A 24,095-nucleotide genomic window follows, 5' to 3' on the forward strand; every position below is an offset into this window, starting at 1 on the left:
TTCTAGACAAAAAAATCGTTATGTTACTAGCATATTAGTAACATAACGATTTTAAGAATACATATTAGATATTATCTAGTCGGCGTTTCAAACGCACTACCAATTACCGCATCTTCCGGTAAAACTAAAATTCCTTTTTCAGAAGGTGCATTTGGTATTGCTAATTCACGTGCTGAACATAACATACCGTATGATTCAACACCTCGCAAATTCCCTGCTTTAATAAGCATTCCAGAAGGCATTACAGCACCAATTTTCGCCACGACAACCTTTTGACCTGCTTCCACATTTGGTGCGCCACATACAATTTGTAATGTCTCCTCACCTACGTTTACAGAACAAATGCTTAGTTTATCAGCATTTGGATGCTTGTCCTTTGTTTCAACATAGCCCACTACAAATTTTGGAGAAAAATCTACATCAAGGCTAATTTCAGCACCATTTTTTGCAATAGCTGCCTCTAGCTGAGCTGCTAATTCTGGAGTAACTTCAACTAGACCTTTTGCATCAGTTTGAATATAGCTGCTAGCATTAAATAAATTAAATGCTTTAATTTCTCCTGTCTGTGCTTCCTTTAAAATAGCGATATCGCCTGCACGTTCTACCTCTGTTTTCACGATTGATTCTGTTGCTAATTGTACTAACAATACATCTCCTACATACTCTTTGTTGTAAAATACATTCATTGTTTCTCTTGCTCCTTTTTAACTCTGTTTTTTGCTAATATAAAGATCGGTTCTAGCTCCCCATCTTCATAAATAAAAGATAATGACGTAATCGGCACGATACCAACAGCGAAGAAATGCATCGTCATCTGCGCTAATACATCATACCCTGTTTCATTACGAATATCACCTACTATTAATACATCCTGATGTGGCACAGATAATGTCATATCGCCTTCAATTTTCGTCTGCATGTCTTTCAAAAAGCTTTCATTTAAAATGCGACTTGCATCGTAACCATCATTAGCATTGACAAAATAGAAAATATTCCCCGCAACTTCATCTTTCTTATATACAGTTGGTAGTTGCTTAACTGAAAATCGAGCCATTTCACGAATTTGCTCTACAGTTAATTGTAGTGTCTCTAACATAGATTCATCAATAAAACGATAGGTTTTTCCTAAATCAAGCGCATAAAAAATACGTGTTTCAGCGGTATGTTCAGTAGTGACGAATACATGCCCCTCCTTTGAGGCTTGGGGGTAGGATGTTGCGCGAATAACTGGATAAATTTGCGAAATAGCTTGGAATCCTTGTTCCATCTCTTGCTCCATTGCATTAAAGGTTTGCTCGATTGTATAAATGACTTCATCGATTGCAGCCCCTTGCTTGTCATTATATTTGGCTAAAATGCCTGGCAGAGAAAGCTCCATCCCTTTTCCAATTTTTTTATGGTTTAGACGTAATTTATCGTGCTTTTTGTCAAATTCAAAATCAAACTTTTCCTCATTTAATTGTTGTTTTAATAGGGATACAAGTTGTTCTGATTTAATTTGTTTCACCTAGTTCACATCCTTTCTTCAAAATCAATTTATGCTGAATGAAGAGAAAACGGCTCACATGTTTGTGAACCGTTCTGTTCAAAACTATCCAATTATTTAATCTTAACCGAATGAACGATTTTCGTCATCTCATGTAAATTATCTTCAATATGTTTGGCCTGAGAAATGGTCGTCATTTTTACGCCACCACTATTTACAATAAGCTCAAATTCATCTTCATTATCGGTTTTTGAAACAGCTGTAAAGCCGAAAACACCATCCTTTTCATAAGTATTTTCTTCGATTATGTTTTTTGAACTATCATCTTTTAATAAATTGTAATAGAGTTTACTATCTGTATCCTCGCGATCATTGATAAAAAGAATATAACTCTCTTTTCCTTTAGTTACTAATATATTATATGCATCTGAACTGTCGTCAACTTTAAAGTTTGAAGGTAAGTATAATTCTACATCCCCAACACTATCTGTATGCTCCTCTGGCTTTTCTGCAAAATCAGTTTTCGATATTTGAAGCCCATTTTTAATTTGTTCATCAACAGATTGATTACAGCCAGTAAGTACCAAAAGTAGAAGCATTAAGCCTACAGCTCTTAGCGATGTATAAGACATGTTTTTCTTCCTTTCATTGCTAACTTTTTTTCTATTTTAAAAAAATTTATGTAAAGTTGCAACTTCCCTGTTCCATTATCACTAATCTACAGACACTACTCATGTGCTAATGTAAATAAATATTGACCAACAAGAAGCGAGACAATATGCTCAAACATCATCTGACGACTTACTAACCCTTGCGTAAAAATACCTACAGCTCCCGCACCTTGTCGAATATCTCGAAGTTGTGTATATTGCTCCATTACAGGCCCAAGTTCCTTCCCGGCTCTTATTTCCTGGGCAATTTCTTCTGGTAATATAATTTGTGCACCCGCAGCTGTAAAGGTTGTGCCATTTGATACTGTAAGTGCTCCCCAATTACAAACGTACATAACACCATCCATTTCAGTCACTCCGCCTTCTAAACCAAACGATAATTGCGCACCCGTCTCATTCATTGCATTTTTTGAACGGTTTATTGCTCCCTTTAGTGTTTCCTCATGAGTCATCGGTTGTTCAGATACTTGTGAAGTAGCTTTGACATAGGTAAAATTTGGTTCGTCAAAATATTTTCTAACTATAACTTCAACTGCCTCTGTTTTTGCTTTGTTTGTTGTCCCAATAGCTATGTTCATTTTTCAAATCCCTCCTTCTTCGCATAGAAAAAGATGCCCCTAAAGGCACCTTTTAACTTCTTTCAGCGGATGTCATACTTTACACATTAGCGTGAATCGTCGCTAATGTCGAACGATCTGCTTTTTTCACTAGTTCTACAATTAAGGCTTTTGCTGCTGCATAATCATCAATATGAATAATTGACGCAGACGTATGAATATAGCGTGAGCAAACACCAATTACCGCACTAGGTACACCGTCATTTGCTGTGTGCACACGCCCTGCATCAGTTCCACCTTGTGACACAAAATATTGGTAAGGTATATGATTTGTTTCAGCTGTATCTAAGATGAACTCTCGCATGCCTCGATGCGTGACCATTGTGCGGTCTAAAATACGTAATAAGGCACCTTTTCCAAGCTGACCAAACTGATTTTTTTCTCCTGACATATCATTTGCAGGTGAAGCATCTAGAGCAAAGAATAAATCTGGTTTAATCATATTCGCGGACACTTGAGCACCACGTAGACCAACCTCTTCCATTACATTCGCACCTGAATATAAATGCGAGGCAAGTTTTTCATCCTTTACTTCTTTCATCAATTCAATTGCCAATCCACAGCCATAGCGGTTATCCCAAGCTTTTGCCATAATTTTTTTCGGATTGGCCATTGGTGTGAATGGGCAGACAGGGATAATTGATTGACCTGGGCGAACGCCAAGTGCAATAGCATCTTCTTTATTGTCTGCCCCAACATCTATTAGCATATTTTTAATATCCATCGGTTTAGAACGTTCAGCATCTGTTAGTAAATGTGGTGGTATTGATGCAATTACGCCAGGAATCGCACCACTTTTAGTAAATATTTCAACGCGTTGTGCTAGCATAACCTGATTCCACCAGCCACCTAATGTTTGAAAGCGGATCATCCCGTTATCGGTAATTGAAGTAACCATGAATGCCACTTCATCCATATGACCAGCAACCAAAACTTTTGGTGCATCAGCAACATCACTACGCTTCACACCGAAAAATACCCCTAAATTATCCTGAACGATCTCATCCGAGTACTTTTCCAACTCAGAACGCATGAACGCACGCACTGCGTGTTCATTACCTGGCGCGCCTGGTAATTCTGTTAGTGTTTTAAATAATTGCAATGTTTCCTCATTCATGATGACTCTCTCCCCACGAAGTAGAATATTCTTCCTGCCCATTGTATCATATTTATCTTCATTCAGCAGAAGACTCCCACCTCTGAAGGTGGCGAGATGAATTCGGATGTGGTTCCTTTTCAGTGGGTGTCCAAACACCTACTGAATGAAGATAAAGCCTCCGACGGATATCACGGATTTTGAAGGGAATGAATTGTGCGGGCACAATTCAAAATCCCAACACATTGTTTATCTGTGCGAAAGCGAAGCGACAGCCACAATTACGCCAAGGCGAAATTGATTTCTGTATTCGAAATATTGATACATTTCCTAAAAAGTGCTAAAGTGTGAACGTGCATTCACTCCGTATGCTATGTTAAAATGAAGCTATAGAAAAAGGAGGAAAAAGGCATGAAATTACGTGATTTTTTAATTGGTGTTGCAACTGGCCTAGCTGCCGCAGTCATTGTTAAAGAAGCAAGTGAAAAGGTTTCTCCGTATGTACCTGCAGGACAAGTACTTGAAAACATAAAAAAGGAATTTAAAAAGGATTCTCCGATTGACGGTTCATGGATTTTTATGAAAACAGACAATTTTACAAATGGCATTATGACTATTCCAGTATACCGTGGAGGTATCTCTCGTATGCATGAGGGTGAAATGCAAACATTTGAATTTGCCGCAGACGCCCGCTCAGGTGTTGTAGTAGAGCTCACAGAAGTATAACTTTACTCAGTAATACGTGAACTTAAATTATAGAACCTTATCAAAGAAGCCATCTCAGCTATTTGAGATGGCTTCTTTCTTGTTATAGAAAAATTTAACTTTTATGTCCAGCAAATTAAAGTGTGGTTTTTCAACAAAACGAGAGGTTGATTTCCGTTCCGACTGGGCGCTTTCCTGGGGGCGTCCGATGAGCCGCTTGGGCCAACATGATGTTGGTCACGAAGGCGTTATCACAGGATGTGATGCTCTTAGCCTTCGTTCCCCTATTTGCTCGCTCCAGGGTCTCGGGCCAACATGATGTTGGTCACGAAGGCGTTATCACAGGATGTGATGCTCTTAGCCTTCGTTCCCCTATTTGCTCGCTCCAGGGTCTCGGGCCAACACGATGTTGGTCACGAAGGCGTTATCACAGGACGTGATGCTTTTAGCCTTCGTTCCTCTATATCGCTAGTCCCCAAGGAGTCGCCCAGTCTCCACTCCAATCAACCACTTAACATAGAGTGTATCTTCTGGCATCTTACTATAGTTTATAGAGATTAAACAAAACTTTAGCAGATTTTTTGTGCGAAAGCGCAGCGGTAGCAACAAATGTTTTCTGTAGCGAAAGCGCAGCGACAGCAACAATGTTTTATCTGTGCGAAAGCGCAGCGACAGCAACAATGTTTTCTGTGCGAAAGCGCAGCGACAGCAACAATGTTTTATCTGTGCGAAAGCTCAATGATAATGTAGCGATAATAACAAATACTTATTTAAATAACTACAATAATAATATATTTATTATTGAGTCACTGTTATTAATCTATTCTGTTCAATTATAGTGAGTAGCTATATCGTTCACTTTTGAAATGAATAAATTTATACGCTACTGCTGATTGGAGTGGAAGGCTACTCGACTCCCGTGGGAAAGCGAGACAGGCGAGACCCTGCACGGAGCGTAAGCGGAGGAAGCGGCTCGACGCTCGCCCACAGGAAAGCGAGTAGCCTGGAACGGAAATCACCCTCATTTAAAAAAGTACAACATTTTACAAATTTCTCCTTAATCATTTTGTTTTCCGATTCTATGAAAAAAACCATCTCAGTTATTTGAGATGGCTTCTTTGTTTTACTCAGACAATCCTTTATTGTTAAAGTACTTTTTATATTTTCGATAATAATTTAAATTATTTAACGTTAGCTTCACCCAACGTTTTGCATTCATATCTTGATTATAGTAAAGAGAGTTTGTATATTTCCCTTCACGAATTAATTTTTTCGCTTCTAGCTTAAGTTTTTCATTTGATGCATATTTGAATAATACACCCTTAGGAATGATCATCCATAAATGCTTGTCCTGAACATAAGTTACTTCCTGTTCAATATTTAACATATGGTCATCAGCTACATATTTCATTAAATTATGACCACTTGCTGTTACATAGTAGCTTGAGCGACCATTACGTAAATTAATCTCAAACAGCTTATACTGTTTGTCGCGCATATCGTATTTCATATCAAAGTTAGCAAAACCTGTATAACCGATATCCTCTAAGAAGAAGCGTACTTGATCCATTATTTCTTTATCGTATGTTGTAACGATTGCTGCATAACTACCAATACCTTCAGGTGAATGCTCTTCTAAGATTGGGTTTCCTAGACACATTAGCTTCACTTTGCCGTCTTTCCCGACATATGCATTTAATACACGCATATACGAATCATCACCTGGGATGAATTCTTGAATAATCATTGTATCCTGATAAGTTGAGCTGTAGATTGCTTTTAAAATAGCTGTTTTTTCCGCTTCATCATGTGCAACGAATACTTTTTTCTTACCTGGGAATTTACATGCCCAGTATTCCACCGAGTTAGATGCCTTTAAAATAATTGGGTAATCAAATGGTGGTGTAAAGTTTTCGTAATTGTCTGCTGTTACAGTCGTTGTACCTGGATATTTAAAATCGTACTTATCACACATTTTGTAGAAATTTTCTTTTAATAAAATTTCATCCATAAGTGATTCATCAATGTATGGTACTGTAAAATGCTCCTGCAATGCTGGCTTATTTTTGATAATAAGCTTTGCATAATCATCTCCACAAGCTAACAATAGTAGTTTTTTATCAGAATATTTTTTTGCGACCTTTGCAAGTGCAGGTGCAAATACATCCTGTTCATTTAAGCGATCAATCTCTTCGAAATTTATGATATGACTGTCTTGCGTTGCCGTTAAATGTGAACGTCCTAATACAAGTGGTTTAATACCATATGCCTCATAAAATGCACGTGCCATACCATATGCATTCATATCTGATCCTAGTAATACTGGTAAAAATGGTTGCTCAGTTGCCATGTAATTTCAACTCTCTTTTGTGTTTTAGTATAGCTTTTAGTGTATCATATTTTCCAAAATGTTCACGAAAAAAGTGTCAAAAAAAAATGGGGAACTAGGCTACAAACCATAACGTAGTTTTGCCAAAGAGCCATACTTTATTTAATTACCAAACTTGTTGATTAACCATTTTTATCTACTCTAATTAAAAAGGCTCTGATTTCCGCTACTGGCCACTCGCTTTCCTGCAGGCGGGAGTCGAGTAGCCCTACGCTACAATCAGTTAAAATGGGAATATATCATCAAAATATCAATAAAATTCCTTTTACCAGCCAATAATAAAACTATATTTTCCTACCTTAATTTCATTGACTCAATACTTTTCTACACTGCAATAAAAAAAACGTGCGAACACATAAGGTTCACACGTTCTATTAATTAGAATGTAATAACAGCTTGTCTGCTGCGTTCTAATTTATCTACAACTTCTTTACCTGTTTCATCCCATTTAATCATGCGGTAATAGGCATCATGGTAGAAGATAAAACCGTAACCGTTCGCAAGCGCTTCTTTCATAATACGTTCCTTCGCAAAGACACTCGTCATTGGATAATCGTCATACGCTAAAACCCATAATGGATTTTGATGGGCATGTGTCGGCATAATATCTGCCATATGCAATAATACCTCGCCATTTTGTGTTAATTTTATAACGGCATGTCCATCACTATGACCACCAGTATGAATCATTTCAATACCAGGTGCTACCTCTAACGTACCCTCATAGGTTTCTATTAAATGTTGAACTGGCTCCCAGTTTTCTTTCCAATACGTATTTTTGGAGCGAATATTTGGCTCACGCATTTCGTCCCACTCGATTTTCGTTACAAAGATTTTTGCATTCGGGAATGTTGGTACAAGTACATCATCCTCCCATTGCGTCAAACCTCCAGCATGGTCAAAATGTAAATGCGTCATTAATACTACATCAATATCAGCTGTAGTTAATCCTAGCTCCTGTAAGCTAGCCGCTAATGTTGACTCTTCAGTAACACCAAAGTTACGAAGCTGTTTTTCATTTAATTTATTAAAGCCTACGCCCGTATCAACAATATAGTTTTTGCCTTCATATTGAATTAAAATAGGCTCTGTCGGTAACTCGATTTGATTTTTTTCGTTTACCGGATATTTGCGTGACCATAGTGGTTTTGGTACAACGCCAAACATAGCACCGCCATCAAGGCAAGTGACACCCCCGTTTAGCCATGATAATGACATTTTGTGAAACTGTAACTGATCCATCCATACTCCCCCTATTTAGTAAAAAATTGCGATTCTAGACGATAAATCGGCTGCCCTTTAGCAGAAAATTTCTGCTCATATTCAGTCATAACATTATCCTCAGGCATATTCGCATGTAGGTCGAGTGATACATACTTAAGTAACATACCATATTCAGACATACTAATTAATGAATACTCAAACAAACCACGGTTGTCCGTTTTAAAATGGATTTCCCCATCATCCACTAAAATCGACTCATATAATTTCAAAAAATCCCCGTGCATTAAACGTCGCTTAGCATGGCGCGTTTTCGGCCAAGGATCTGAGAAATTCAGATACACACGCTCTACATCATTTTTCCCAAAATATTTATATAAATCTGCGCCATTTACTTTTAATAATCGTAAATTCGCTGGAGATTTAGCCTCTAAAATTTTTTCTAATGCACAAACAATTACACTGTCATAAAGCTCGATGCCAATATAATTTATATCAGGATTTTGTAAGGCCATACCAGTGACAAATTGTCCTTTCCCAGTGCCTACTTCAATATGCAGTGGGTTGTCATTTCCGAAAACAGCCTGCCAATTTCCTTTAAAGTCTTCAGGATTTGGAACAATAACCTCTGGATGATTTGTAATCATTTCCTCCGCCCAAGGCTTATTTCTTAATCTCAATTTTTTTCCTCATTTCTTTCTTGTAAAATTATTGATTTTTTCTAGTATAACGTATTAACTCAAACTTCGCACCAATATAAATCGGCTTAATCATTGAGCTTGTTTGGTTCTTTACAATTTCAATAGGATTCTTGACAAAATGTTTTATAAATACAAAAAACACCTCATTCTTTGGTATAGTGAATTTGACTAGAATACACTACCAAACGAAAGAGGTGCTTTCATTATGATAGAGCATAATGGACCAAACAATCAACTGTCTAAAGAATTAAAATCTATTTTTTTAATGAATTAGAAATTTTTAAACATTTACGGAAAGCTGGCATTACGAAGAAGTTTGGGTTTACAACTTCTTATTTGTTTCACCTCGTATTCTGTTTAATTTTTCATCAAAAGAGTTGGTGTACCCTTTTATCATCCAAAAAGGGAGATTGTTATCCAGCCAAAGATGCCGTTTATCGTTTTATGAATCATTCTAAATTTGCTTGGCGTCGTTTTTTATCCTTTTTAAGCGCACACGCCGTTCAAAAAGTCGATGCACTAACAGATGAAAAGCGCCCAAAAACACTGATTATTGACGATTCAATGTTTGATCGGAATCGTAGTAAAAAGGTTGAGCTTCTCGCACGTTGTATGGATCATTCCTCTTTAACGAAGCGCTTCTATAAAGGCTTTCGTATGCTTACTTTGGGTTGGTCAGACGGCTTTACATTTATGCCGCTGGATTTTACGTTACTGAGTTCAAAAAATGCACAAATCAATGGGATTTCGAACAACATCGACAAACGTACCTCGGGCTATAAACGTCGTGTAGAATCGTTAGAATCCGCGCCTACAATCATTCCAAGTATGCTTGAAAGAGCCTTACAAGCAGGTGTATCCGCTGATTATGTGTTAATGGATACGTGGTTTACACAACAACCGCTCATTCAATCCATCGTTGAACTAGGTCTGGATGTCATTGGTATGGTGAAAAAAATACGAACCAACGTTATTTGATGAACAACCAACGACTCTCTTTAAAAAGAATTGTATAAGATTGCCACACCTGTCCCAGACAAGAAAGGAATTTTGCGATCGATTCATACAACGATGGCAAAATGGCGTTCAGGTAAAGGTTGTATTTGTCCAAAAACAGAAATAAAAAAAGAGTGAGTGGCTTGCCATTCTTAGCACGGACTGTACGCTTTCTGAACAAGAAATCATTCGTATTTATGGAATGCGTTGGGACATCGAAGTCTTCTTTAAGACAACCAAATCATTATTGAGACTTCAAAAAGAATTTCAAGGGATGTCTTATGATTTACTCATCAGTCACACAACCATTGTCTTTTCAAGATATGTCGTTTTGTCCTGGCAAAATCGCTGCCATACCGACCAGCGAACATTAGGTGGCATTTTCTATGAACTTTGCGATGAAGTAAATGAACTCGATTGGGCTGTCGCTTTACAGCAATTAATCGAGCTTCTTGAAGATACCCTAAAAAAGACAAATACAAAAATCCAAAAACTAATCAAAAGTCAACTTCAGCAATGGATCGCCAGCCTTCCTAATTATATCAAGGCTTATTTGTCGATTTCAGTCTGCGAAGTTTGAGGTATTAACTTAAAATTCGCATGAAATTATTGCGCAATGATATTTTAGTGATGGGTCATTTTTTAATGTTCCTTTGATATAATCTGCCAAGCATTATGTTGCACTGTACAATGAATATTCGTTCCCTCTTTAATTTCTCCAATATAATTACCATCCGTATGACAATCAATGTTATTTGCGTGCACGAAAATGTTAAATTGATTGCCTTGTAAAAAAGTAATCTCTTTAAATTTTGTATGCTTTTCAAAAAATACAGTGACAAATACAAGTAGTAACTTAAGACGTGAAATACCGTGAACGATCGTTATTTCGACTTGTCCATCATCAGGTTTAGAGGAAGGGGAAATTTTCATCCCCCCTCCAAAATAAGGTTGATTGCTCATCGCAACAAACCATGCCTGCTGAAATTGTAACTCTTGATTGTCTGCACGGATGGTTACATCAAAGCGTTCAAAGCTAAATAATCCTCTTACAACAGCCGCGGCATAAGATAGTTTGCCGAGTCCTATTTTATTGAGGTAAAACTTCAATCGGGATTTATTAATATGCTTCGTGACAAATGCATCAAAGCCCACACCAGCATTATTGACAAATATCTCGTGCTGGAGATTTCCAAGCTGAACGGCACCAATATCTGTCGGAAGGCTAGCCATTTCTGTTTGTATATAGGTTTCAATTTGTAATGCATTTTGGAATGTAGTAAAGTATCTTGCAAAATCATTTCCAGAGCCAGCACGTACTACACCAATAACTATAAATTCATTATGTACAACACCACTAACAACCTCATGTATTGTGCCGTCACCACCAACGATAACAATTAACTTTTTTGTTTGAGCATCTTGCGCCCAATTTTTAGCAAGTTCCTGTCCATGTCCTTCATATTCTGTAAAGGCGACTTGATAGTTGATTGTTAAATGCTGTTGAAGGTGATGCCAAACTTTCTTTCCTTTTCCATGCCCTGCTGCTTCATTCACAATAAATAATATTTGCATTTATTAATCCTCAGCTGGTTGAGAAGCTTGCTTCCAAATATCCCGATTAAAGGATGTTGTTTGTACATTGTTTAAAATCGTTTGAGCTGCACGAATTTGCATATGCTTCATAGGAGAGGATACTTTCTTTAAATGCTCCATCCACTCTCCATAATTTCGATGATCAACAAATTGAATTCCATAGGGTGACCCTGGATAATCGAAATAGCCATTCCGTGTTAAAATAACCTTGCGAATTGGCATATTTATTTCGTCCTGTTTAAATAATTGAGTTAATACAGATTCCATGCGATTTAAATTAATTATTGGATTAAGGACTTTTGAATCCTTCGTTCCTACTTTTTTAATCCAGAATCGTTCACTGCCTCCTACATAAACTGCTTGATTTTCCGCTTCTAGCACTGTTATACAAATACATTCTGTCGGTGACATTAGCACGACATCAAGCTCTATTGGGGCTTTTCTAATTTGTAAAATAGGGTAATAAAAAAGCAAATAATTATCCGGTAATTTTTGTAACAAATTTCGCAACAAGGGATCACGCATAAAACGTGGATCTACATACGATTTTTCACGTAATGTTGAACTTGCCCATTTCATTTGAAAATGGAAAAATTGATCGATAAACATTCGTTTCAATTCATGAATAGATTGCGGTGCATAGACAATTTTGGGTTCAAATGTTAAGGTCGTTTCTTCTTCTGGTATGCTCTCTTCATCACTCACCAGCTCATTCGTTATTTCTACCTGTTCAACGTCCTCATTGTCTTCCTTCTGACGACCTGCAAAAATTTTTTTGAATAAAGAGAATCGCTCTTTCTCTTCGAAAGAATCTTTTTCTGAATCGCTGTCGGCATGTTGCCACTCACTAATTTCTTCTCCTAACTCCCACTGTCGCTTAACACGCTCCCACTGACTTTTCTTTAAGCGTACAAATTGTGTTGGATATCTTGCTAAATCAATTTGATAGCGCGAGATATAATCTTGTAATTTCACCAATTGTGCCATTTTAAGGTCACTCCAATCTTACTTGCCCTATATCTAATTTTGCCACTATTGCTTTGGAAGACATACCACCCGCAAAATAAATAGATACTTGTTCTTTGATTTTAAAGTTCCAATCATTCTACAACTGTAGATAATCATCATCTTATATATTTTACATGACGTTCCAGTAGAAAACATCCATAATTTATTCAATAGAAAAAGAGAACTACCCAAGTTTAGGGTAGTTCTCATCCGCCGGAGGATTTAACTTATTTCGCATTAATAGAAAGCGGTAATTTCGCCTCGAATGCTTGTTGTAATTTACGAGTCCATTCACCTGGAACTCCAGCACCAATTTTGTTACCATCAACATCGATAACAGGTGTTACTTCAGAAGATACAGATGACACAATGATCTCACTCATTGTTAATAAATCTGCCTTTGTCATTGGTTCTTCAATAACAGGTAAATTAATTTCCTCTGCACATTTTAAAATGACTTGGCGTGTAATACCGTTTAAAATGAAGTTATTTGCAGGGTGTGTATAAAGCTTACCATCTTTAATGCCGTAAACATTTGCTGATGAACATTCTGTTACGATGTCACCACGATGTAAAATAGCCTCATAGCAGCCTTTTTCAGATGCTTCCTGTTTTGCCAGTAAAGCACCTAATAAGTTTAAAGATTTAATATCACAACGTAACCAGCGAATATCCTCTACTAAGGTAGCCTTAACACCTTTTTCAAAGTTTTCATATGAACGCTCACCAGTTTTAACATTCCCTGTTAATACAGCTGGAACACTTGCATCTGGGAAAATATGATTACGAGAAGTTGTACCACGTGTAATTTGGAAGTAAACATGACCCGTTTCCAAATTATTTTTTTCGATAAGTTCATGTAATAATTTGTGTAATACGTCTTTAGTATAAGGAATGACAAGACGAATTTTTTCGGCACTCGCATAGAAACGATCAATGTGTTCTTGTGCTGTGAACATATTTCCGTTATAAACTTTAATTACTTCATAAATGCCGTCACCAAATTGGTAACCTCTGTCTTCTGGAGATACTGCAATTGATCCTTCTTCAACGATTTGATCATTCCATAATGAATATGCCATTTGTTACGTTCATCCTTTTCATCTTTAATTTATTTGTTTCCTGCAAGTTCAACAATTGCTTCAGCATAAATAGCTGTTGCTTTTATGAGATTTTCAATGACGACAAACTCATCCGCACGATGCGCTACGTCAGGTTCACCTGGGAACAGCATGCCAAATGCTACACCCTTTTTCATGACACGCGCATACGTACCACCACCAGTAGACAGTAGAGGTGTTTCATAGTCTCCTGTTTGACGTCTATAGATACCTGCTAAAGTCTGGATAAATGCATCGTCCTCGCTTACATAATGAGGTTTAGAGTCATCTTGAATATCCAATGAGAATCCTTTTGCCACAGTTAAGCGTTGTGCTTCCGTGATTTTTTCATCAAACGGATATGTGACAGAATAGCGCATACTAATGACCATGCTGCCACCTTTAGCCACATCGTAGGTTACAATACCTGGATTTAATGTAGTTTTACCAGACATTTCATCCTCGAATTGTAAATCAAGCTTGTTGCCATAATGGTCTTGATAAAAAACATCTGCGGTAAAGTCGACAAATTGTTTACTTGCCTCTGTCGTCAACTCTTGTTGTAAAAATGCTGCAAGATAAACAGCTGCATTGACACCTTTTTCCGGCTCCATTGCATGGGCTGCCTTACCTTTGATAATTATTATATAGCGAGACCCCTCGATTAATAAAGAGCCTTCTAGCTGATTTTTGCTTAAAAATGTGTGAAAATTCTGTTCGAATTGTTGGGAAACGAACTGCACCGTTGCTTTTGCAAAATCTGGTACCATATTTGGTCGCTTTCCAGCATTAAATAGTAATAGCTGTTCTTTCGAAGCATCACCTGTTTTATTTTGAGAGAACACTAGCTCGGCAATGCCTTTTTCTGCATTGATGAGCGGGAAATCCGCATCTGGTGCAAATCCAATCGTCGGCATTTCCTCATGTTTAAAATAGTGGTCGACACAGCGGAAGCCTGTTTCTTCATCCGTACCGATAATCATACGTACTCTTTTATGGAGCTCAATGCCTGCATCTTTGACAAGCTTCATGGCCATCCATGCTGCAATTGTTGGGCCTTTATCATCTATTGCGCCACGAGCAAATAGTTTACCATCTGCTACAGTACCGCTAAAGGGTGGGTATGTCCAATTTGTTTCATCACCAACTGGTACTACGTCAACATGACATAAAATACCTAATAACTCTTCACCTTCACCCATCTGTATGTGACCTGCATAATTATCAATATTTTGCGTTTGCAGTCCTTCAGCTTGCCCTTTTGCTAATAACCATTCAAGAGCCTTTAGAGGACCATTACCAAAAGGTACTTCAGTAGTGATCGTATTCTCATCGAGAACACTATTAATTTGCACAAGCTCCTGTAACTCTTGTATCAATTCATCTTGCCTTTCTTTTGCAGCTTGTAACCAATCCATACGATGTACCTCCTCCAATGTATTAACATTATTCTACTCTTTACAACATAAATTACAATCATCATTCTGACAACTTTTCAAAATCCCACTTCGAACACTACCACATATAGCACGTTTTTCACTTATTCCCACAAAATACTGTATAAATTTTATGTCTTAATTGTAAATTTCCCTTGCATTCACTAGAAAATCGACTAGCTTTTCTATATAATGAAGTTATCAGAATAATTGTTCTGAATATAAATTAGAAAAGGGGATGTCTAAGGCAGCTACTTATTAGCCTAAGTGCACTCCGCACATATTGTCGTCCGCTAGTCTTTGCCAAGAGAAATAAGATGAAGGAGTGGTTCATTTATGAAACCAACTACTGATCGAATGCTTAATCGTATTAAAGACGTGTACATGTTTATTTTAGACAAAGGAACCGTGTCTACACAGGATTTAGTCGAAGAGTTTAGTATCACTCCTCGCACCGTTCAAAGAGATTTGAACGTGTTAGCCTTTAACGATTTGGTGATGAGTCCAAGTCGAGGCAAATGGACAACGACGAAGAAAAAAGTAAAATTGACGTCTTAGTTTTTACGTGTAACACGTAAAGCATTTTGTATGGGAAAAGAATGACCTTTCGTCGTGGTCATTCTTTTTTTGTTTTCTTCTATTTTTTGATCACCCCACAATTTATCAAGCAACCAAGCAAATATGATTTGATTACTTTAAGTGAAATCCCCCTCTAATTAATAAATATTCATTATTTATTGCTCATCATCAAAAGCTTAGGATGACATTTTTAAAAAAATATGCCATGTATATAAGTTGATCTTCGTTCCGACTGGGCGACTCCTTGGGAATTAGCAATAGAGGAACGCGAGTGAAGCGGCTCATCGGACGCCCCTAGGAAGCTTTACTCTGTGCGACAACAACAATGTTTTATCTGCGCGAAAGCGAAGCGTCAGCGGCAATGTTTTATCTGTGCGAAAGCGAAGCGACAGCAACAAAGCGCCCAGTCGGAACGGAAATCAACCACACTTTATGGTGATGGACCTTATTTAGGCAAAGCCCTATATTCGCTAAGAATTTTTCGACTATTTACAATTGATTAACAATCCGTTAAAATCGAAACATTCTACATTTTGAGAGGAGGATTTTCTATGAAACTATCTAAACTGTTTCATCCACTAGTTTGGATTATTTTAGGTGGAACTGTTTTCACACGCATAGCAAGTTTTATGGCCATGCCCTTTTTAGCAATTTACTTACATAATGAAATTGACGCCTCCCCTTTACAAATAGGTTTAACGATTGGTATTGCACCGCTAATCTCCACAGTAGGAGGATTTTTTGGTGGTTATTTAACGGACCGATTTGGTAGGAAGCGCATTATTTTGCTTACTATTATTGTTTGGAGCATCGTGTTCTTTGGCTTTGCAACAGCACAAACTGTTTGGTTCTTCGTAGCATTAAATGCCTTAAATGGCTTATGTCGTTCCTTCTTCGAACCTTCAACACAGGCATTAATGATTGATTTTACTCCCGCTGACAAACGAAAAAGATTGTTTTCATTGCGTTACACAGCTATTAACATAGCGGCTGTGATTGGTCCTGTTATTGGTGTTTATATTTCTCAATTGTCTAGCCCAAGTATTCCATTTTTACTGACAGGAATTATGTATATTATTTATGCTGTATTTTTATTTTTCGTTTTAAATCGCTATGAAATGCAACAACCAAAAGCTTCAACACCAACAAAAATATTGCAAACCTTCACGATACTATTGACGAATCGTGTACTACTAAGCTTTATTTTTGGGGCAATTTTAATAAATATTGGCTACTCTCAATTTGATTCAACACTGCCACAAATTATTGAGCTTAAAATTGAAGAGGGTGCCAAGCTCTATTCTCTACTAATTTCGTTAAATGCAGCAGTTGTGTTATTACTTCAATTACCGATTAGTATACTTTCAGAACGTTTTTCATCGACAGCTACTCTTTTAATAGGGATCCTGTTATTTGCATTTGGTCTTTTATTATTCGGCTTCTCAAATAACTATCCGATGTATATTATCGCTATGATTATATTTACGATTGGTGAGATCTTCGCTTTTCCGACTATGAATGTCATGATTGATGAAATTGCACCTGATACACAAAAGGCAACCTATTTAGGGGCAGCCCAATTTAAAAATTTAGGGGGCTTTATTGGACCAATTATCGGCGGGTGGTTATTAACACACTATATCGATGCAATGTTTGCGGTCATTGCAGTTCTTGTTTTATGCAGTTGTCTATTTTATAGATCAAAGCTTAAGCCGCAACAGGAATAAAGTGGCTCATCATCATAACGTGTGGTTGATTTCCGTTCCGACTGGGCGCTTTGTTGCTGTCGCTTCGCTTTCGCACAGATAAAACATTGTTGCTGTCGCTTCGCTTTCGCACAGATAAAACATTGCCGCTTTCGCACAAAGCAAAGCTTCCTGGGGACGTCCGATGAGCCAATAAAATGTAAGTAATAGGGCTTTTACGGGAGTTAACTTCAGACAAAAAATCGCTCCATTTCTATAAGCGATTCCTAGCAATTGAAACACTTGCTTGAACTCACTGTAATAGTAATGGAGCGAATGATTATTTAATTATTCAATTGGCTTTCTTTATCGGCAGCAACTTCTTCATAACTGGAGTATTGGTCTTTACCAGCATTTTTCGATTGATATAATGCCTTATCTGCACGCTCAAATAAGCTTCTTTCTGATTCATCTGGGTGAATGCAAATGGCACCACCCATACTGACTGAAAGTACAGACCATCTATCAATAGTGACTTGATCCACATATTTTAAGTGGCGAATTTTCTCCAAAATAGAATTTGCTAATTGCTGCATATATTCATCCTTCACGTCATATAAAACAATTGCAAATTCATCCCCACCAAACCTTACAACAAAGCCATTATTTCTCACTTCTTGTTTTAAAATTCTTGCTGTTTCAATCAGAATTTTATCTCCTTCAACATGTCCAAACCGATCATTTACTTGTTTAAAATTATCTAAATCTAACAGCAATAAACCAGGTTGATTCGTCTTTCTTTTTCTTAATAAATTGTCCATTTTTCTAATATAGGTAGCTCGATTATAGACATTTGTTAAAGGGTCGTATGTTGCAAGATGAATTGTTTTAGAAAGGAGTTTATTGATGACTAATAGCATGATGAACGAAGTTACTAAGGCAATACCAAGCAACACTTGAAACTGCTTTGTATTTTTAGCTAGCGCCTTAATTTCAGTAAAATTTCCATATTTCACAAATACAATCCTTTTAGAAGATTCTCCCCGAACCGTTTCTGCTACATATGGTAAAAAACGATACTTTTCGATATAGCCATTTCTAAACTCCTTTTGAAATTCCGTTGGCTTCATCGTTTTTTTTGCTAGCTCGAAATGCTCTTGAAAAATTTTCGATTGTTCTTTTACAGTTATTTTACGGGATTTAAAATCATCAAAGAAAACCCCACCTGCATTTATCGTTTGTACTTCTATCAAATCAGCATATTTATCAATTAGATATTCAGCAGTCTTTCCAAAGTTAAATGTTTGGAACACAGGATCATCAAGTAAGTCTATACCTAGCTCGAATAAATATTTGTTGTCAGGTGTTGCTAAATAGCCAAATTTTCGATATCCCCCAGTGGTTGTTGAAATATCTATGCCATCATTGTAGTATTGCCCGCTTGCTCGACGTTCATCTAGTAAAGTAGAAAAACGTTTGCAGCATTGGGAAAAATTTAACCCTTTATCTTTTTCAAAAGTTGTATAAATTACAGTATTTGATTGATCGAGTATGTACACATCCATACCATGCTCGTTTTTAATCTTTTGCAAATCCCACGTAGCTATATCTGGATTTTCACCATAATATATAATTAGTTTTCGGAGTGCTACTTCCATTTTTTCAGAAATATTTTTATCAAAATAAAAATGTGCATTATCTACAGTTTGCATATCTGTCAAAATATGATTTTCAATTAACATTCTATTCGTGGCTTCTTGTTCTTCTATATCTGCCACTAGTATTTGCCTATTGACATAAAAAATTACAGCAACCAGTATCAATGCAAAAGCAATTAAAGATATTAATAATTTAATTCTCAGGTTTTTCATTAACTTGTCCTCTACTTATTTTCACCATCATTTTTTCTGAAACATTTAGAGATTTATTAGTACCATAGACTAAATAGTGTTTTCTTTAAAAGTCATATCGTAATTATACAGTTACTGGTATAAGTATGTATATAAAAAATACCTCGATACTAATCGTCGTTAGCATCGAGGTATTCTTTAATCCCTGTTTTGTAAGCAGGCTAGCTCTTCAGCCGTTAACTCTCGATATTCACCTAATGTTAGCTTGTCATCTAGCTTTAGGCTACCCATCGATAGACGTTTTAAATATGTTACTCGTTTACCAACAGTCTCAAACATACGCTTGACCTGATGAAACTTACCTTCTTGGATCGTTAACTCAATTTCTGATTGCTGAGCAGATTTTAAGATGATGAGCTCTCCTGGTTTCGTTATATAACCATCGTCTAGCTCAACACCCTGAGCAAATTTCTCACAGTCTTCCTCAGTCACAATTCCTTCTATTAATGCATAATAGACCTTTGGCACATGTTTTTTAGGAGATAATAAATTATGTGCTAATATACCATCATTGGTTAACAGCAATAATCCCTCTGTATCTTTATCTAAGCGACCTACCGGGAAAGGTTGGAAATGTTGATGTAAAGGCTCTAACAAATCGATGACGGTTTCATCCCGTAAATCTTCTGTTGCAGAAATAACTCCAGGAGGCTTATTCATCATAAAGTATACAAATTCTGTATAAACAACACGTTCACCAAAAACGGAGACATTCTGCTTTTCAGGGTCAACATGCAATGCTGCATCCTTCGCATATGCGCCATCCACTGTCACTGCTTTTTGCTTTAAAAGCTGCTTAACTTCCTTGCGTGACCCATAGCCCATATTTGCCAGTAATTTATCTAATCGCATAGTACCTCCTATTTAAATCCCAGTTTGTTCGTAATTCTTGTCAATCGTTCACCGAGAAGTTTTTGTGCTAAGCCTAGTTGTAAAGACAAATAGCCATATACTGCTACACCTACTCCAGCACAAATAACAGAATAAACTAATGCGGAGAATTTACCATCTACTGGTCCCATTAATAACTCTAAAAGTTTATGAACAATTAGTACACTTACCGCCATTGCCGCAGTCAAAAGAGAAATGAGCATAACACGACGTACAACCATTTCTGATCTGTAGTTTAGTGTTTTTCGTAGTACAAGTATATTAATGATAATGGATACACTATAGCCAATTGCTGTAGCAAGAAGCGCACCATCAGCCTCTATCCAACGAATTAAAGGAATGTTAATTGCTAGCTTAACAAAAATCCCAGATAATAAACTGAAGACAATCCACTTTTGGAAATCAATACCCTGTAAAAGTGCTGCCGTCACTTGGAACAATGCAAATAAAATAGCAACAGGTGCGTAATGAGCTAAAATCATAGCTCCCATTTCACTTTCAGAATAGAGCATAAAGTATATTTCATTCGCTAACAACGAAATTCCTACTACTGCTGGCAATGTAATAAAAATTAATATTTGATATGTTTTATCCATTGCATGTCGTAGCGATAAATATTCACCTTGCGTAAAGTATTTTGTAATCGTTGGTACTAGCGCCATCGAAAAACCTGTAGCTAGCATTACTGGAATAATAACAACCTTATGTGTTGTAAAGTTAATCATTGATAAATACTTATCCGTTACTTCCGCTAAGCCTATTGATGTCATAGCACCGTTAAACGTTAGCATATCCACTAATTGGAATAACGGATTAGCAATACCTACAAACACCATTGGAATCGAATACGTAATTACTTCTTTATATATGTTGGACATTGGTAGCTGTGTAGATGTAACACTTTGACTACGCAGTAAATCAAATTCAGGTTGATATTTTTTCCAATAATAATAGAGCACCAGCAACCCACCAATTGCCCCGATAAAGGCAGCAAATACTGCGAAAGAGATAGCTGTTTCTGGTTCCCCATTGAAAACTACTACAACTAAGAATGAACCACCTAATAACACAACAATACGAACAATTTGCTCTACTAACTGCGAAACTGCTGTAGGCTCCATTTTGTCATAGCCTTGGAAGAATCCACGCCAAAGGCTCATAAATGGCACGACAATTAACGCAAAGCTAACCCAGCGAATGACCGAAGCAATTTGCTCAACCGTAAATGCCTGTTCATCACTTTTAATAACAAGACCTGCTATTGGCGTAGCTAGTATAAAGAGAGCCATAAACGCAGCAAAACCAGTAATCATCATAATAAGTATGCCTGATTTCATCAGTTTGCGGCCTGATTGGTAATCACCTATTGCATTGTATTTAGAAACAAACTTGGATACAGCAATTGGTGCACCCGAGATGGCTACTGCCAGCATAATCGAATAGGGAATGTATGCATATTGATAGAGCGCAATATTCTCCTCACCTACAATTGCATAAAACGGAAAAATATAAATTAATCCGAGCACCTTCGATAAAAACATTCCCATTGTTAATATCGCAGTACCTTTCATTAAATTGGACATCGTACCCATCCATTCATTATAAAATCAATATTTTCATCGTAACACTTAGAAAAGACTTATAAAATATTTGCTGTAAAGACGCTTGCTTCAGTAGCACCCTATCTATAGTTCTTTGGATAAAGCAGAGTGGGACGTTTTACAGAGTATTCGAGGCTTGAACCTGTTTTCTGAGCAACTTTGCGGATACCTGAGCGGTTTCGTTTCACCTGCTACCCGAGCACTTTTACTGGATACCTGAGCGGTTTAAGCAATTCAGGGAAACTGTTTCATTTGCAAACGCTGTCACACAGACAATAGACGGCTCTTGATAGCTTGATTTCACTGATCAACAATATTCAGCAAAACAACATGAAAGCACATCATCGCAAAATATTAAATAAGTAAACCAACTGTAATCTTAACATATTTATAGGAAAACAGACGCATAAATACATTAAAAAGTTCTAGAAAAATACAGCTAATTCAAAAAAATAGTGGCTGTGTCCTCCTGATGGAAAGTAGAAAGCTCAAAATAATCGGTGGAGATTAAGAATACCCCCACCGATTAAAGTTATCTAGCTATTACATATCTACGAAAAATTGTTTATACCATACTAAGAACACATAGGCTGTCCAAATATAACGTCCACGATTTGCTTTGTCTTCATAGTGCTCATCTAGATAGCCCACTAATTGCTTTGTATCAAAGAATTCATTGGCAAAGTCAGTTGTAAACATTTCCTTTACCATCTTGTAATACTTTTCTTCACGTAGCCAGTGACGAATTGGCACTGGGAAGCCAAGCTTTGGACGTTTCGCCCATTCTTCAGGTAATTCCTGGTGTGCAGCTTGACGGAGAACATATTTCGTATCAATGTCATTTACGCGATATTTTGATGGAATGTTTTTCGCTAATTCCATCACTTCTTTATCTAAAAATGGTACACGTAATTCAATAGAATGAGCCATACTCATTTTATCTGCTTTTAATAAAATATCGCCTGGCATCCAAAGATTTAAATCAAGATACTGCATTTTAGTAACATCATCATCACCTGGAACTTCATCGTAAATACGTTTTGTAATCGATTTTACAGATGGACCATTTTTATAGTCTGGTTTCAATACATTTAATGCATCTTCTTCGTCCCATACAACCGCTTCCCCAATGAAGCGTTCTTCTACAGTTTGACCACCTTTAACAAGGAAGTTCGAATATTGATTTTTAGGTAACGCCTCTGCTATGCCACGTAATGCTTTACGGATACCAAATGGGATTTTCTCATATTTTTGCATTTTGCCAGAGTTTTGGTACCATGAGTAGCCACCAAAAATTTCATCCGCACCTTCACCTGAAAGTACTACTGTTACATCCTTCGATGCTAACTCAGAAAGGAAGTAAAGTGGTACAGAAGATGGGTTCGATTGTGGCTCGTCCATATGCCACTGAATTTTTGGTAATGCTTCAAAACACTCATCTGCTGAAATATATTTGCGCTCATTTTGAATATTTAATGTATCAGATAATTCTTTTGCTAAATTTGTTTCATTAAACATATCCTCGTAGTCAGAGAAACCGACTGAGAAGGATTTATCAGGACGTAATAATGAAGTAATATAACTTGAATCAATACCACCTGATAAGAAAGAACCAACCTTTACATCACTTATTTGATGCGCATCTACTGATTCTTTTACTGTCGTACGAATATCTTCTACATATTTTTCAATCGGAGCTTCTTTTGCATGGAATTTTTTATCCCAATACTGCACAATTTGCTTTTGTCCATTTTGAATAAGCATATAGTGTGCTGGTTGTAATTTGTACACACCTTTAAAGAACGTTTCGTCCATTGAAGAATATTGGAACGTCAAATAAGGTCGTAGTGCATTTTTATTTAATTCTTTAATAAATGATGGGTGTGGTAAAAATGATTTAATTTCTGAACCGAAAATAAAAGTACCATCTGTTGTGTTTTCTGTATAATACAGCGGCTTAATACCAAAGCCATCACGCGCGATGAATTGTAAATCATTCTTTTTATCCCAAATGCAGAATGCGAACATTCCGCGAAGTTTTTTGACAAATTCTACTCCGTATTCAACATAACCATAAATAATAACTTCACTATCAGAGTGTGTTTTAAAGTTGTGACCTTTTTCAATTAAATCAGCACGTAGCTCTTGGAAGTTAAAGATCTCTCCATTAAATACGAGAACGATGTTTCCATCCGCACTGTATAATGGCTGATTTGCCACATCTGATAAGTCGATAATACTTAATCGACGGAATCCTAAAGTTACTTTATCATCACTATGAATTCCACCGCTGTCTGGTCCACGGTGAATAATTGTATTCATCATATTTTCAATCGTTTGATGATGATCAATCACATTTGTTCCATTAATATAACCAATAAATCCGCACATTCTATTTTTCACCTCA

At 36.9% G+C, this 24,095-nt stretch carries 21 protein-coding genes and 1 pseudogene; 5 read left to right on the plus strand and 17 right to left on the minus strand.

Features of this window, described 5'->3' with window-relative positions; translation table 11 throughout:
- Positions 1-71: 71 nt before the first annotated feature.
- The 5 genes from ytpR to FJQ98_RS21970 all read right to left on the minus strand — a co-directional run bounded on the left by ytpR (position 72) and on the right by FJQ98_RS21970 (position 3,891).
- Entirely contained in the window at positions 72-686 is a 615-nt protein-coding gene (ytpR, locus tag FJQ98_RS21950) for a YtpR family tRNA-binding protein (protein WP_053592332.1), read from the minus strand.
- Positions 683-1,507, minus strand: coding sequence for a DUF1444 domain-containing protein (locus FJQ98_RS21955; protein WP_082339546.1), 825 nt, complete (start codon positions 1,505-1,507; stop codon positions 683-685). The genes ytpR and FJQ98_RS21955 overlap by 4 nt, the downstream gene beginning before the upstream one ends.
- A 92-nt stretch (positions 1,508-1,599) precedes the next feature.
- Positions 1,600-2,118, minus strand: a complete 519-nt coding sequence (locus FJQ98_RS21960; RefSeq protein WP_053592331.1) for a hypothetical protein — start codon at positions 2,116-2,118, stop codon at positions 1,600-1,602.
- A 95-nt stretch (positions 2,119-2,213) separates the two neighbouring features.
- Complete coding sequence (locus tag FJQ98_RS21965) at positions 2,214-2,735, minus strand: DUF84 family protein (protein ID WP_053592330.1); 522 nt, start codon at positions 2,733-2,735, stop codon at positions 2,214-2,216.
- 79 nt (positions 2,736-2,814) lie between these two features.
- Positions 2,815-3,891, minus strand: coding sequence for a M42 family metallopeptidase (locus FJQ98_RS21970; protein ID WP_201406546.1), 1,077 nt, complete (start codon positions 3,889-3,891; stop codon positions 2,815-2,817).
- Positions 3,892-4,281: 390 nt separating this feature from the next.
- Here FJQ98_RS21970 and FJQ98_RS21975 point away from each other — a divergent pair, with 390 nt between their 5' ends.
- Entirely contained in the window at positions 4,282-4,596 is a 315-nt protein-coding gene (locus tag FJQ98_RS21975; protein WP_053592328.1) for a peptidase M4, read from the plus strand.
- Positions 4,597-5,156: 560 nt separating this feature from the next.
- Positions 5,157-5,414: a hypothetical protein gene (locus FJQ98_RS21980; protein WP_143114524.1), complete on the plus strand. Its 258-nt coding sequence runs from the start codon at positions 5,157-5,159 to the stop codon at positions 5,412-5,414.
- A 284-nt stretch (positions 5,415-5,698) separates the two neighbouring features.
- Here the strand turns inward: FJQ98_RS21980 and FJQ98_RS21985 are convergent, their stop codons facing one another.
- The 3 genes from FJQ98_RS21985 to trmB all read right to left on the minus strand — a co-directional run bounded on the left by FJQ98_RS21985 (position 5,699) and on the right by trmB (position 8,865).
- A complete protein-coding gene (locus tag FJQ98_RS21985) occupies positions 5,699-6,925 on the minus strand; it encodes a carboxylate--amine ligase (protein WP_053592327.1) in 1,227 nt (408 codons plus the stop codon).
- Between the two features lie 417 nt (positions 6,926-7,342).
- On the minus strand, positions 7,343-8,206 hold the full coding sequence (locus FJQ98_RS21990; protein WP_053592326.1) for a YtnP family quorum-quenching lactonase: 864 nt from the start codon (positions 8,204-8,206) through the stop codon (positions 7,343-7,345).
- An 11-nt stretch (positions 8,207-8,217) separates the two neighbouring features.
- Complete coding sequence (gene trmB, locus FJQ98_RS21995; protein WP_053592325.1) at positions 8,218-8,865, minus strand: tRNA (guanosine(46)-N7)-methyltransferase TrmB; 648 nt, start codon at positions 8,863-8,865, stop codon at positions 8,218-8,220.
- Positions 8,866-9,091: 226 nt separating this feature from the next.
- Here trmB and FJQ98_RS27655 point away from each other — a divergent pair.
- Positions 9,092-10,462 (plus strand): annotated as a pseudogene (locus FJQ98_RS27655) (IS4 family transposase).
- 62 nt (positions 10,463-10,524) lie between these two features.
- On the opposite strand, the gene FJQ98_RS22005 reads toward FJQ98_RS27655, so the two are convergent.
- The 4 genes from FJQ98_RS22005 to pepV all read right to left on the minus strand — a co-directional run bounded on the left by FJQ98_RS22005 (position 10,525) and on the right by pepV (position 15,004).
- The gene (locus FJQ98_RS22005; protein WP_053592831.1) at positions 10,525-11,457 is read right to left on the minus strand and encodes a diacylglycerol/lipid kinase family protein; all 933 of its coding nucleotides are present in this window, start codon (positions 11,455-11,457) and stop codon (positions 10,525-10,527) included.
- A 3-nt stretch (positions 11,458-11,460) separates the two neighbouring features.
- Positions 11,461-12,465, minus strand: coding sequence for a nuclease-related domain-containing protein (locus tag FJQ98_RS22010; protein WP_053592832.1), 1,005 nt, complete (start codon positions 12,463-12,465; stop codon positions 11,461-11,463).
- Positions 12,466-12,713: 248 nt separating this feature from the next.
- Entirely contained in the window at positions 12,714-13,568 is an 855-nt protein-coding gene (gene dat, locus FJQ98_RS22015; protein WP_053592833.1) for a D-amino-acid transaminase, read from the minus strand.
- 29 nt (positions 13,569-13,597) lie between these two features.
- Entirely contained in the window at positions 13,598-15,004 is a 1,407-nt protein-coding gene (gene pepV / locus FJQ98_RS22020) for a dipeptidase PepV (RefSeq protein ID WP_053592834.1), read from the minus strand.
- A 354-nt stretch (positions 15,005-15,358) separates the two neighbouring features.
- Between pepV and FJQ98_RS22025 the strand changes: the two genes are divergently transcribed.
- Together FJQ98_RS22025 and FJQ98_RS22030 are read left to right on the plus strand one after the other, a co-directional pair.
- The gene (locus tag FJQ98_RS22025; RefSeq protein WP_049667439.1) at positions 15,359-15,580 is read left to right on the plus strand and encodes a DeoR family transcriptional regulator; all 222 of its coding nucleotides are present in this window, start codon (positions 15,359-15,361) and stop codon (positions 15,578-15,580) included.
- A 572-nt stretch (positions 15,581-16,152) separates the two neighbouring features.
- Positions 16,153-17,328: an MDR family MFS transporter gene (locus FJQ98_RS22030; protein WP_053592835.1), complete on the plus strand. Its 1,176-nt coding sequence runs from the start codon at positions 16,153-16,155 to the stop codon at positions 17,326-17,328.
- Between the two features lie 12 nt (positions 17,329-17,340).
- Here the strand turns inward: FJQ98_RS22030 and FJQ98_RS22035 are convergent, their stop codons facing one another.
- The 5 genes from FJQ98_RS22035 to asnB form a co-directional block, all read right to left on the minus strand.
- Entirely contained in the window at positions 17,341-17,589 is a 249-nt protein-coding gene (locus FJQ98_RS22035; protein WP_053592836.1) for a hypothetical protein, read from the minus strand.
- Positions 17,590-17,630: 41 nt separating this feature from the next.
- A complete protein-coding gene (locus tag FJQ98_RS22040; protein WP_053592837.1) occupies positions 17,631-19,157 on the minus strand; it encodes a GGDEF domain-containing protein in 1,527 nt (508 codons plus the stop codon).
- Between the two features lie 177 nt (positions 19,158-19,334).
- Positions 19,335-20,048, minus strand: a complete 714-nt coding sequence (locus FJQ98_RS22045) for a pseudouridine synthase (RefSeq protein WP_053592838.1) — start codon at positions 20,046-20,048, stop codon at positions 19,335-19,337.
- An 8-nt stretch (positions 20,049-20,056) separates the two neighbouring features.
- Entirely contained in the window at positions 20,057-21,670 is a 1,614-nt protein-coding gene (locus FJQ98_RS22050) for a putative polysaccharide biosynthesis protein (protein WP_053592839.1), read from the minus strand.
- Positions 21,671-22,231: 561 nt separating this feature from the next.
- The gene (asnB, locus tag FJQ98_RS22055; RefSeq protein WP_053592840.1) at positions 22,232-24,079 is read right to left on the minus strand and encodes an asparagine synthase (glutamine-hydrolyzing); all 1,848 of its coding nucleotides are present in this window, start codon (positions 24,077-24,079) and stop codon (positions 22,232-22,234) included.
- Positions 24,080-24,095: the final 16 nt, after the last annotated feature.

Origin of the sequence: Lysinibacillus agricola, from assembly GCF_016638705.1 — a bacterium.
In the GTDB taxonomy this organism is placed as follows: Bacteria; Bacillota; Bacilli; order Bacillales_A; family Planococcaceae; genus Lysinibacillus; species Lysinibacillus agricola.

Coding starts and splice junctions, on each gene's coding strand:
- pepV (WP_053592834.1), bottom strand. CDS start 15,004: ATGGATTGGTTACAAGCTGCAAAAGAAAGGCAAGATGAATTGATACAA.
- asnB (WP_053592840.1), bottom strand. CDS start 24,079: ATGTGCGGATTTATTGGTTATATTAATGGAACAAATGTGATTGATCAT.
- FJQ98_RS21985 (WP_053592327.1), bottom strand. CDS start 6,925: ATGGCAACTGAGCAACCATTTTTACCAGTATTACTAGGATCAGATATG.
- FJQ98_RS21990 (WP_053592326.1), bottom strand. CDS start 8,206: ATGGATCAGTTACAGTTTCACAAAATGTCATTATCATGGCTAAACGGG.
- FJQ98_RS21960 (WP_053592331.1), bottom strand. CDS start 2,118: ATGTCTTATACATCGCTAAGAGCTGTAGGCTTAATGCTTCTACTTTTG.
- FJQ98_RS22005 (WP_053592831.1), bottom strand. CDS start 11,457: ATGCAAATATTATTTATTGTGAATGAAGCAGCAGGGCATGGAAAAGGA.
- FJQ98_RS22025 (WP_049667439.1), top strand. CDS start 15,359: ATGAAACCAACTACTGATCGAATGCTTAATCGTATTAAAGACGTGTAC.
- dat (WP_053592833.1), bottom strand. CDS start 13,568: ATGGCATATTCATTATGGAATGATCAAATCGTTGAAGAAGGATCAATT.
- FJQ98_RS22010 (WP_053592832.1), bottom strand. CDS start 12,465: ATGGCACAATTGGTGAAATTACAAGATTATATCTCGCGCTATCAAATT.
- ytpR (WP_053592332.1), bottom strand. CDS start 686: ATGAATGTATTTTACAACAAAGAGTATGTAGGAGATGTATTGTTAGTA.
- FJQ98_RS21970 (WP_201406546.1), bottom strand. CDS start 3,891: ATGAATGAGGAAACATTGCAATTATTTAAAACACTAACAGAATTACCA.
- FJQ98_RS22050 (WP_053592839.1), bottom strand. CDS start 21,670: ATGTCCAATTTAATGAAAGGTACTGCGATATTAACAATGGGAATGTTT.
- FJQ98_RS22030 (WP_053592835.1), top strand. CDS start 16,153: ATGAAACTATCTAAACTGTTTCATCCACTAGTTTGGATTATTTTAGGT.
- FJQ98_RS21965 (WP_053592330.1), bottom strand. CDS start 2,735: ATGAACATAGCTATTGGGACAACAAACAAAGCAAAAACAGAGGCAGTT.
- FJQ98_RS22040 (WP_053592837.1), bottom strand. CDS start 19,157: ATGAAAAACCTGAGAATTAAATTATTAATATCTTTAATTGCTTTTGCA.
- FJQ98_RS21975 (WP_053592328.1), top strand. CDS start 4,282: ATGAAATTACGTGATTTTTTAATTGGTGTTGCAACTGGCCTAGCTGCC.
- FJQ98_RS22045 (WP_053592838.1), bottom strand. CDS start 20,048: ATGCGATTAGATAAATTACTGGCAAATATGGGCTATGGGTCACGCAAG.